The sequence below is a fragment of the Caproiciproducens sp. MSJ-32 genome (genome assembly GCF_018918055.1).
In the GTDB taxonomy this organism is placed as follows: domain Bacteria; phylum Bacillota; class Clostridia; order Clostridiales; family Clostridiaceae; genus Clostridium.
In genome coordinates, this window is the sequence record NZ_JAHLPS010000123.1 from 1 (window position 1) to 10,595 (window position 10,595).

Here is a 10,595-nt window from a genome sequence, read left to right on the forward strand (position 1 = left end):
AACAGGTAAATCTTATAGAGTTAAAGATAAAATATTCACTAATAATTCCAAAAAATAATTAGTCAAAAGTGTTAAAAGTTATATTTGCAAATTTGTTAAAAATAATATTGACATTAACATATATGTGATTTTACAATAGAAAATCACATATATAATCAACATTACAAAAAATGTAAGTGAGGTTATTATTTATATTATAAATGAAAAGGAGGAGTAAATATATGTATGAGTAAAAAGAGTGAAAATTATAGTGGTATTTATAAAGATATGGTGGAAGTATTGGGAGAGGAGATTACATTAAAGATATATGAGAATTACAGAGGTCAGCAAGTAACTTTTCCAATGAGATTATATTCTAAAAGTTACATATTAGAATACTTAAATAAAAACTATAATGGTAAAAACTTAAAAGAGTTGTCAAGGAAATTAGGATATACGTGTAATTGGCTACAACAAGTTATAAGTAAGGAAATAATTAGAGAAAAAAATAAGGAAAAAGTGGAGGTATAAATTATGTATTGTAAAGAATGTGGAAATAAATTTAAGAATGAAAAAGCTGTTGTATGTGTTCATTGTGGAACAAATAAAGGACAAGGTAATAATTACTGTAGTGAATGTGGTACAGAAGTTAAGAATAAAGAAGGAGCAGAAGTATGTTTAAATTGTGGATGTAAATTAAAGAATTCAAAAATAAACATATCTAATAGTTTAAAAGGAAGTAATGGGACAGGTAAACCAATAGGAAATTCTAAAGTAGTAGCTGGTATTTCAGCAATATTGTTAGGAGCTATAGGAATTCATAATTTTTATTTAGGCTATAAAGAAAAAGGATTTATCCAAGTAGCAATATTTTTAATAGCAATAATATTCTTTGAGCCTTTAGTTTTAGTTAATAACGTATGGTCAATAGTAGATGCTGTAAATATTTTTAGAGGAAAAATGAAAACTGCAACAGGTGAGGAATTAGTCTAATTATAAATAAATTTTCACTAGATATTTATTAAATTTTTAATAGATATTTAGTGATTTTTTTTTGTAAAATATGATGTAAGGTGTTTTTTTAGGGGGAATATATCGTTGTTACCGTTATATATAATACGATAACAACGATATTTTTAAGTACAATTAGGAAAAACTAAAAAAAATAAAAAATATTTATGCAAAAATGAAGTAATTTAAGTATAAATATGCAAAGGGAAATAAAATACATAAGAGCAAAAATGGCTATAAACCAAGTGGAATCAATGGGTTGGTTGGAATTTGGTTAAGAGTAAGGAAATCTAGGCTTAAAAAGTTGATTAGGTTTTTATGCCAGGAAGTCTTGGGTTGGAAGGCGATGAATGTAACTGAAAAATAGTGAATTAAAATACGTGGAAGCCTTGATATAGCAAAGGTTGAGGGTGTTTACATATTAAAAAATATTGGTATAATACAAAATATAAAGTAAATAAAACAATATAAGCTATGAATAAATATAAATAATAATTCGATTTATTTATAGGAAAAGATAGCAAATTGGTTTATACTATGTAGTTTAGTAAACGTTTACAAAGGCTAGGAGGAAGAAGAATGAGTAATAACAATTTAAAATTAAGAGAAGAAGTAATGAAAGGGTTAAATGTTTTAGAAAAGATGGAAAATCCATTAGAGATTAGAATGCTTAAAACAAAAAAGGGAACTAGAAGTGGATACTACATTGATAAGAACAAGCTTTTAAGTGATATTCAGAAATACGATGGTGTAGATAATATTTTTTTCACACTTAATGTTTTTTCAGATGATTTAATGGCAAGAGCAAAGGATAAGTTGCTAGATTATGCACAACATACTACATCAGATTCAGATATTATAAGAAGAAAATTACTACTTATTGATATTGACCCATGCAGAGCATCAGGAATTTCATCAACTGATGAAGAACTTGAATATGCTAATAAAATTGCTGATGAAGTTAAGTTGTTTTTAGATGATAATGAATTTCCACAACCAGTTAAAGCGTGTAGTGGAAATGGATATCACTTATTATATAAGTTAGATTTACCTAATACTAAGGAAGTAACTGAAAATATAAAAGTTTTTTTACAAGTGCTAGATAATAAATTCAGTACAGAGAAAGCAAAAGTCGATACTACTAATTATAATCCAGCTAGAATAACCAAGCTTTATGGAACTATTGCTTGTAAAGGAGATAGCATTGAAGGAAGACCCCATAGAAGGTCAAGAATTGTAGATGTACCAGAAAAATTTGAAGTAGTAGAGGAAGTTTTAATAAATAAGATAGCAGAGCTTATGCCTAAAAAGGGAAATAAAACTAAAGCTAAAAAGAAAAGTAATACTAGCAAAATTCAAAGTAAAATTGACGTTAAAGAATGGCTAGATACGTATGGAATAGATATAGATAGAATAAAAGATGAGTCAGATAGAACTTGTTATGTATTGAAAAGGTGTCCTTGGAATGAAAAACATACAGATAAATCAGCTTCAATAACTCAATTTCATGAAGGTGGAATAAGTGCTAAGTGCCATCATGATAGCTGTTCCCATGAGAGTTGGAAAACTCTTAGGGAGCGCTATGAAGGTAAAAAAAGTAGAAATAAAAATCTAAAAGAGGAGAAAAAAAGTCAAGCAGATATAATGATTGAAATGGCAATGAATGAAGAAGATGAGTTTTTTCATAATGAATTAAATGAAAAGTATGTAGCCATAAAGAGAGAAGGAAATCCGTTAGTACTTAAAGTTAATGGACAGGACTATAAATCTTTTTTAGTTAAGCGATTTTTCAAAGAAACTAAAAAAGCTCCATCTAAGGATTCAATTAATCAAGCAGTAAGTGTATTAGAAGCTTTAGCTCAATATGATGGAGAAGAGATTAATGTAGCTAAAAGGTGCACGGAAAGAGAAGGAGCTATTTATTATGACCTAGGTGATAAGGAATGGTCATTCATAAAAATTACTACGGAAGGTTGGAAGCTTGATAATAGTGGACAAATATTATTTATAAGACGTAAGACAATGAAACCACAGGTTTTACCAGAAGAGTATGATGACATATCTATAATTAATAAACATTATAGATTTAAGACAGATGAAGATAAAATTTTACATACTGTTAGTACTGTTACCAAATTTTTAAGTATAGGAAATCCTATAATAGTTTATCATGGCGAAAAGGGAGCATCAAAGACAACTACTATGAGAATGGATAGAAGCATAGTTGACCCATCAGCAAGAGATGTAATATCAATGCCTAAGAGTTCAACAGATTTATCATTAGTTTTACATAATAATTACTTACCATGTTTTGATAACATAGATAGTATTTCAGCAGAAAAGAGTGACATATTATGCACAGCTGCTACAGGGGGAGGATTTAGTAGAAGAAAGCTTTATACAGATGATGAGGAGAATATATATGAATATAAAGTACCAGTAATTCTTAATGGAATAAATGTTGTAGCAACAAGACCAGATTTATTAGATAGAAGTTTACTTTTAGGACTTGAAAGAATATCCGAAGATGAAAGAAAGGAAGAAAGTGAAGTATGGGAAGAGTTTAACAGAGATAAACCTAAAATGTTAGGAGCTATATTTAGTACTATATCAAAAGCGTTAACTATTTATCCTAGTGTAAAGTTAAAGAAGCTAGGAAGAATGGCTGACTTTACTAGATGGGGATATGCTATAGCAGAAGCTTGTGGTATTGGTGGAGAAAAGTTTTTAAAAGCCTACCTTAATAACCAACATAAAGCTAATGATGAAGCAGTTAGCTCAAATCCAATTGCAACAGCAATTATTAGATTAATGGAAAATACACAGTATTTTGAAGGGTCAGCATCTAAATTATTAGAAGTTCTAAACTCCATTGCAGAAGATGAAAAGATTGATATTCAATCAAAGCTATGGGCAAAAGAACCTAATGTACTTAGTAGAAGATTAAATGAATTAAAATCTAATCTTCTTATGGAGGGAATAACATTTTCTACAAGCAATACTAGTTTAGGGAGGAAAATTGAAATCCGTAAAAGTCCTAAAGAACTTATTTGTGGACAATCATCAATGGAAGTATCCGATATAGCTAATTTTATACAATCAGAATCAGAAGTAATTGATTTTTAATTTATTAATGACATTATCGTGGTTCAATACTTCGATAATGTCGATAATTTCAAGATAAAAGGAGTTAGTAAAATGAATAATATTAATAGTTGCAAAGAAATAATAGATTTAATTTCAGAAATAATAATTAATTATATTACTAGAGAGTGTGTAAAAGAAGAAAATAATTAAAAAATACAATGTAAATTAATAAGCATATATGGAGGAGAGATTAGAAATGAATAATATTAAAGTAAAATTTGAATGTGACTCAAGTGAATACATGGAGTTAAGAAATAAAAGTGTATGGGTAGCTGTTCATAATAAGTTAGTTATTATGAAAAATAAAAGAAGTAGAAGAAAAGAAGGATGGATAGAAAAGTTAATTACAGAATTGTATTGTTCAACAGGTATCTACCATGTAAGTTTAAATAGGGAAGACAAAGATAAAATAGTAATTAATTTTTTTGATTTTAACTTAATAGGTTCATATGGGTTTAGTCAAGAGGAATGTTGTAATGACATTGGTAATGTAGGAGAAATGTTAAAAAAAGTAATGAGAAAATTTAGGTTGAAAGATTATATATTCATATATAAATTTGAACCATTAGGAGTTGAGAAAGAATTTTTAAAATTATCTGATTTTATATAGATTAATTAACAATGGAAAATATCGAAGTATTGAAATATCGAAATGTAATTACTACGATATTTTCCATAATAAGTTTAGGGTAGTGAAATAGAAAGTTAAGTATATATTATAAATTTGATTAGATATTAGGAGGAGTTCTATGGGATTTAAGAAATTGGTTAATGATATAAAAATTGAAAAAAGGAGGAAAATAATTGCCATATATTGCCGGGTAAGTACCGATGAACAGGCAGAATTTGGATATAGTATAGATGAACAAAAAAGACTTTTAGAAGAATGGTGTAAAGCTAATGATTACATAATCTATAAATGTTATTCTGATAGAGGAATAAGTGGAAAAAACATAAAAGATAGACCCGCATTAAAAGAACTTTTAAGTGATGCTAAAGAAGGAAAGTTCGATATGGTTATATCTTGGAAGATAAACCGTGTAAGTAGAAAGTTAGAAGATGTTTTAAAGATTGTAAGTCTATTAGAGAAAAACAATATAACATTCAAATCTTATTCAGAACCTTTTGAAACAGATACACCAGCAGGAAGAATGCAATTTCAAATGATGGCTTTAATAGGAGAGTTTGAAAGGGGGACTATTGCACAGAATGTTAAGATGGGGATGATTGCAAAGGCGAAATCTGGAAATTGGTGCGGTGGACGAGTCTTAGGATATGACTTAGTACCTAATAACTCACCAGAAGAAGAAAAAAAGGGGAAAAACAAACTAGAAATCAATGAAAAAGAAGCCGAAATAGTAAGATTTATATTTAATGAATATAGTAAAGGAAAGGGATATAAAGCAATAACTAATCAAATAAATAAATTAGGATATAAAACTAAGAAAGGAAATAACTTTTCAGTAGGAAGTATAAGAGATATACTAACTAATCCAGTATATATAGGAGAAATAAGATATAATGTAAGACAAAATTGGAGTGAGAAAAGAAGAAGGAATATAAATCCTAATCCAATAAGAGTTAAAGGAAAACATGAAGCTATTATAGATAGAGAGCTATGGGATAAAGTTCAATTAATTTTAGAAAGTAAGAAAGGAAAGCCCTCAAGAATATATGATGGAGAATATCCATTAACGGGAATACTAAGATGTCCTAAGTGTGGAGCTGGTATGGTGATTTCTAGGACAACCAATACATTAGCAGATGGTACTAAAAAGAGAATAGCTTATTACTGTTGTGGTAATTGGAAGAATAAAGGAACTTCTGTTTGCAATAGTAATACAATAAGAGTAGATAAAGCTAATGAATATGTGTTTAAAAAGATTGAAGAATTAGTGTCTAATGAAGCAATGATTAAAGCAGTTGTTAAAAACATTAATAAGGAAAGAAAAGATAAAGTTAAACCAGCTAAAAGATTGTTAGGTGACATAGATAAAGAGCTTGAAAAACTAGATAAAAGAAAACGAAAAATCTTTGAAGCATATGAGGATGATATCTTAACTAAAGAGGAGTTTCAAATTAGAAAGGATGAACTAAATGAGAAAATCAGAATTTTAGAAGAAGAAAAGAAGCCGTTACTAAACACAATTTCTGAGGATGTAAGTGAAGAGATACCATATGAGTTCATTAAAGATATACTTATGAATTTCAGTAAAGTATTAAATAGTAGTGTAAGTAGAGAGCAACAGAAAAAGTTACTACATATGATAATATCTGAAATAACGATGAATGAATCAAGAGAAATAGAATCAATAAAACTTAATATAAATGATAAGCTAGTTGAATATCTAGTAAAAGAAGGAGGAGTACCTATTAAAGGTATTCCTTCTTCTTTTATGTTAATAAATATTGGATTGAAGGTATTGAATTTAAGTATTGTTATATAATGTATAATGTTATAATTATATTTATATAGAAAAATTGAAATCTAATGTTAGGGAGAGAAATTATGAATAATAGAGAGAATTTAAAAAAAGAGATTATAGAATTTATAAAATCAGATAATGAAAAAATAATGTTTATAACCGGAACGCATCAATATGAAAAACATATGGAAGTTTTGAGAACTTTAAATAAAAATGTAAAAGATGGTGTTAAAGTTTTATTTAGGATTAACGGAAAAGATAATATAAATAGTATTTTTCAACATAAGTTAAAATCAGAAAAATTGAATACAAGAATTAAAATAGGAAACTTGAGGATGTATATAGATACAATAAATAAGATGTCATGGAAAGGTGAAAAATATAATGTATCTATATTATATCCAGTAGATTCAATATGTAGAAAGAATGAGGAACAACGTAAAGAAATATTGGACGATTTAATAAAAAATACAGTTAATAAAGTATTTATAGTTTCGTGGACTGATTTATATGATTATAGTTGGTTAGATGAATTTGGAATAGACAGAAAAGTTGTATTTGATGCAGAGGAAGAAGACCCAGCTTATCATGGTAGGGTACTAGATAATATAAATAGAGTTAAATAAAATATTCATAGTTAAGGAGTGTGAATAAAATGGTAGTTACAAATATTATTCCGTGTATAAAGGTTACAAAAGAGAACAATATGAGTGGTATGGACATATATATTGATTTAGGTTCTAAGATAAGAGTTACAGATAATGAAGGTAAGGTAATAGAAGGTAGATTATTGTTTTTAGAATTAGCTAAAGATGAGGAAGAGGATGATATGTTATATCTATTATTAGACAATAAAAAGCAATTTAGTATAGGTATAAGTTATATAATAGACATAGAAGAACTTTAAGTACAATTAAAAACCTCACTTAATATTGATACGGAGAACCATATCATAAATAAGTGAAGTTTTTATTGGAATTATAAGTAAGAGTAATTATAAGAATTAAGACTCTTACTTATATTTATATATAAGTTTTTTCTTTAAGTGAAGTAATTAAATTATAATAATATCTATTTACATAAGAAATTTAGTTAACAAATAGTCTAATTAGACTATTGTTGATTACCTTGGTTTATATGAATAAAAGAAAGGATGAAAAAAATGATTAAATCAGTTTTAATGTTAGGGTAGTCCAATATGGCATGAAGAGGTTTTATTAATGAAGTGCCTCTAATTTACAATGAAAGAATACAAATGTTGCGTAATGGCAAATGATGACTGAACCAATTAATTATGATAGACCTGTTTCAGGAATAAGTTTAGCTGCTTCATTTTCAGAGGCATGGTGCCGCAAGAATCAAGATGATATTATTGGTTTAATTCCTTGTGCAGAAGGAGGAAGTTCTATAGATGAGTGGGCTGTAGATAAAGTGCTTTTTAGACATGCTATAAATGAAGCGAAATTTGCTATGCAAAGCAGTGAACTAGTTGGAGTTTTATGGCATCAAGGAGAAAGTGACAGTCATAATGGAAAATACAAAGTTTATTATGAAAAGTTACTTTTAATAATTGAAGAGCTTAGAAAAGAATTAAATGCACCCAATATTCCAGTTATTATTGGTGGACTGCCAGATTTTTTGGGAAAAGAAGGATTCGGAAAAAGCTGTACAGAGTATAGTCTTATAAATCAACAGTTAAAAAAGTTTGCAATTGAACAAGATAACTGTTATTTTGTTACTGCATCAGGTTTAACATCTAATCCTGATGGTATTCATATTAATGCAATTTCTCAAAGAAAATTTGGATTAAGACATTTTGAAGATTTTTATAATAAAAAGCACATATTAGAACCATTGGCAAATGAAAGCGATTTAGTAGATTCTATTTGTTCAAGAGTACATACCAAGTCGGATAAAATATATATAAAAAGTATGGATTTTGCGTTGGGAAAAATAACATATGATGAATTTTTAGCAGAAGCTACTAAAATTAATAATGACTAATTATAATTAAAAATAGTATATTATAATTTTAAAATTTAAAGGAGATAATATTTTGATACCACTATTAATTTTAGGTTTAATAAAACAAAATCCAGGTTCTTATGGATATGAATTATTATCATTAATGGAAGAAAGACATTACAGATATATAGTTAATTTTACCAAGGGATCTTTTTATTATAATCTTCAAAAATTAGAGGAAAAAAATATATTAAAAGAGTTGATAAGTTAGATAATACTAGAGAAACTCAAAATTATATTATAACCGAACTAGGAAATAAAGAATTTGAAAGGTTAATGTTTAAGTATGGCTCTAAAACTGAATATATAAATTTACCTTTTTATGGGACAATGTTATTTTCTGATGAATATGAAAAGGAGAACTTAAAAAAAATAATAGAAATTCAAATAGAACAAACTAAGGAAAAAATTTTTTTATTAGAAGAAGCTATTAAAAATGATAATACTGTTGAGATATATTTTAAAAAGATGATGGAAAATTCACTTTCTCATCATTTAGTTAATCTTAAATGGTTTGAAGATTTATTGTTAATAATCTTTATAAGATCTATGGAGATGTTCAAGTGCTGAAGGATGATAGTTTAAAATGGAGGAATTGGATTATGAGAGTATTTAGAACAATGCTAAAAACTGAATTAAAGCTATCACTAACGGAAATTTAATTCTCTAATGTGATAGCTCATTTTTATTATTTCTTGCGATTATAAATTGTTTTGTGATAAGTTTTCTGGTTTTGAAGCATCAATCATAAGGAATATGGCTGAAAGTATGTGAAGAACCATTCCTACGAATGGAATCCAACCTAAGCAGCTTGTTACGATTCCTAAAATACTACCAGTTGATCCTCCTCCATCTTTTTTAGTAAGAACTAGAGTAACGATATGCAATGCTAACATAATAACTAATGGGCTCCAAAATAATCCCAAAATAATTGAAGCTCCTAGAACTGGAATTCCCAAAAGTGCCTCAAGCCCGCCTGAAACCCATTTTAATATTCTTGATGTTGACATTGTTAATTTTCCTCCTGTATAACTTAATATGTTCTCAATAATACTCATAGCTTATATTATACCATTATTTAAATAAAAAGGAAATATATTGCTTAAAATAAATAATTACAAATTTATAAGATGTGAAAGTATTATGCAACAAGAATTACAGGAGAACCTTATCATAAAAAATAAGCTTTTAAGAAAAAAGAATAATATAGGAAGAATATAATTACATTGCCATTTTTTTATAAATAAATTAGATACTTAAATAAAATTACCAAAAGAAAAATATCAGTTTATAGGTAATTATTAGTAGGCTTATTCAAAATAAAGGTTTAAAAATAAAAAGGCAATAATAGAATATTTTTAGTTTTATCCTTAAATTGCAATATTAAATGCAACACCCCTGTGAAAAAATCATGTAGAATAGGACTGACAATAGTCAAAATCAGCCTTAAGCCCATCTTAATAATAACAGGAGATGGCGTACATGGGTTTGTCAAGGGCTGCGTAGCAGGCGGAGCTTTACCCTTGATAAACCACAAGCGACATCTATAATATTCAAAATATGGGATTAAGCAATCTTCGATAGTTCTTCATAAAAATATTTTTCTGGGGTTTTGTAATTTAGCAATTTACGTGGCAACCTATTCATCCAATTTTGAATCCTTTGAATTGTATCAAAAGATAAGTCTTTGATGCTTTTACCCTTAGGGATAAAACGACGTATAAGACCATTATGACGTTCATTAGTACCCCTTTCGAAGGAAGAATAAGGGTGAGTATAGTATACCTCTATACCATATTCTTTAAGCAAAGTTTCTAAATTACTAAATTCAACCCCATTGTCAACTGTGATACTTTTAAATACATGTTTAAAAGTATCTCTATACATCTCCATAAGCTTTTTTATTGAATCATCAACAGATTTACTATCTTTAGCATTTAAAGTTATCATTATTTCATAACGGGACTTACGCTCTGTTAGAGTCAAGAGAGCATTATCACCGGACTT

At 27.7% G+C, this 10,595-nt stretch carries 9 protein-coding genes and 2 pseudogenes; 9 read left to right on the forward strand and 2 right to left on the reverse strand.

Translation table 11 applies throughout. The annotated features are described in order from the left end of the window. Window positions 1-225 precede the first annotated feature (225 nt). The 9 genes and pseudogenes from KQI16_RS12315 (at window position 226) to KQI16_RS12355 (ending at window position 9,158) form a co-directional block, all read left to right on the forward strand. Complete coding sequence (locus KQI16_RS12315; RefSeq protein WP_003466845.1) at window positions 226-510, forward strand: Mor transcription activator family protein; 285 nt, start codon at window positions 226-228, stop codon at window positions 508-510. Window positions 511-513: 3 nt separating this feature from the next. Then, complete coding sequence (locus KQI16_RS12320; protein WP_003466824.1) at window positions 514-972, forward strand: NINE protein; 459 nt, start codon at window positions 514-516, stop codon at window positions 970-972. Between the two features lie 597 nt (window positions 973-1,569). After that, window positions 1,570-4,116 (forward strand): hypothetical protein, encoded by a 2,547-nt coding sequence (locus KQI16_RS12325; protein WP_035134649.1) that lies wholly within the window; start codon window positions 1,570-1,572, stop codon window positions 4,114-4,116. A 217-nt stretch (window positions 4,117-4,333) separates the two neighbouring features. After that, the gene (locus tag KQI16_RS12330; protein ID WP_035134651.1) at window positions 4,334-4,747 is read left to right on the forward strand and encodes a hypothetical protein; all 414 of its coding nucleotides are present in this window, start codon (window positions 4,334-4,336) and stop codon (window positions 4,745-4,747) included. 139 nt (window positions 4,748-4,886) lie between these two features. After that, entirely contained in the window at window positions 4,887-6,584 is a 1,698-nt protein-coding gene (locus tag KQI16_RS12335; RefSeq protein WP_051824160.1) for a recombinase family protein, read from the forward strand. 62 nt (window positions 6,585-6,646) lie between these two features. Further along, window positions 6,647-7,189, forward strand: coding sequence for a hypothetical protein (locus tag KQI16_RS12340; RefSeq protein ID WP_035134653.1), 543 nt, complete (start codon window positions 6,647-6,649; stop codon window positions 7,187-7,189). A 29-nt stretch (window positions 7,190-7,218) separates the two neighbouring features. Continuing rightward, a complete protein-coding gene (locus KQI16_RS12345) occupies window positions 7,219-7,470 on the forward strand; it encodes a hypothetical protein (protein ID WP_035134655.1) in 252 nt (83 codons plus the stop codon). 291 nt (window positions 7,471-7,761) lie between these two features. Continuing rightward, window positions 7,762-8,567: pseudogene (locus KQI16_RS12350) on the forward strand (sialate O-acetylesterase). Between the two features lie 52 nt (window positions 8,568-8,619). Further along, window positions 8,620-9,158, forward strand: a pseudogene (locus KQI16_RS12355) (PadR family transcriptional regulator). A gap of 131 nt (window positions 9,159-9,289) precedes the next feature. Here KQI16_RS12355 and KQI16_RS12360 read toward each other — a convergent pair. Together KQI16_RS12360 and KQI16_RS12365 are read right to left on the reverse strand one after the other, a co-directional pair. Next, window positions 9,290-9,598 (reverse strand): hypothetical protein, encoded by a 309-nt coding sequence (locus KQI16_RS12360; protein WP_119866499.1) that lies wholly within the window; start codon window positions 9,596-9,598, stop codon window positions 9,290-9,292. A gap of 556 nt (window positions 9,599-10,154) precedes the next feature. Further along, window positions 10,155-10,595: IS30 family transposase (locus KQI16_RS12365; RefSeq protein ID WP_216434836.1), on the reverse strand; the 441-nt coding region annotated here is incomplete at its 5' end.

What these genes read in the sequence shown, in the direction of transcription:
- KQI16_RS12315 (WP_003466845.1), top strand. Translation starts at nt 226, where the DNA reads ATGAGTAAAAAGAGTGAAAATTATAGTGGTATTTATAAAGATATGGTG.
- KQI16_RS12320 (WP_003466824.1), top strand. Translation starts at nt 514, where the DNA reads ATGTATTGTAAAGAATGTGGAAATAAATTTAAGAATGAAAAAGCTGTT.
- KQI16_RS12325 (WP_035134649.1), top strand. Translation starts at nt 1,570, where the DNA reads ATGAGTAATAACAATTTAAAATTAAGAGAAGAAGTAATGAAAGGGTTA.
- KQI16_RS12330 (WP_035134651.1), top strand. Translation starts at nt 4,334, where the DNA reads ATGAATAATATTAAAGTAAAATTTGAATGTGACTCAAGTGAATACATG.
- KQI16_RS12335 (WP_051824160.1), top strand. Translation starts at nt 4,887, where the DNA reads ATGGGATTTAAGAAATTGGTTAATGATATAAAAATTGAAAAAAGGAGG.
- KQI16_RS12340 (WP_035134653.1), top strand. Translation starts at nt 6,647, where the DNA reads ATGAATAATAGAGAGAATTTAAAAAAAGAGATTATAGAATTTATAAAA.
- KQI16_RS12345 (WP_035134655.1), top strand. Translation starts at nt 7,219, where the DNA reads ATGGTAGTTACAAATATTATTCCGTGTATAAAGGTTACAAAAGAGAAC.
- KQI16_RS12360 (WP_119866499.1), bottom strand. Translation starts at nt 9,598, where the DNA reads ATGTCAACATCAAGAATATTAAAATGGGTTTCAGGCGGGCTTGAGGCA.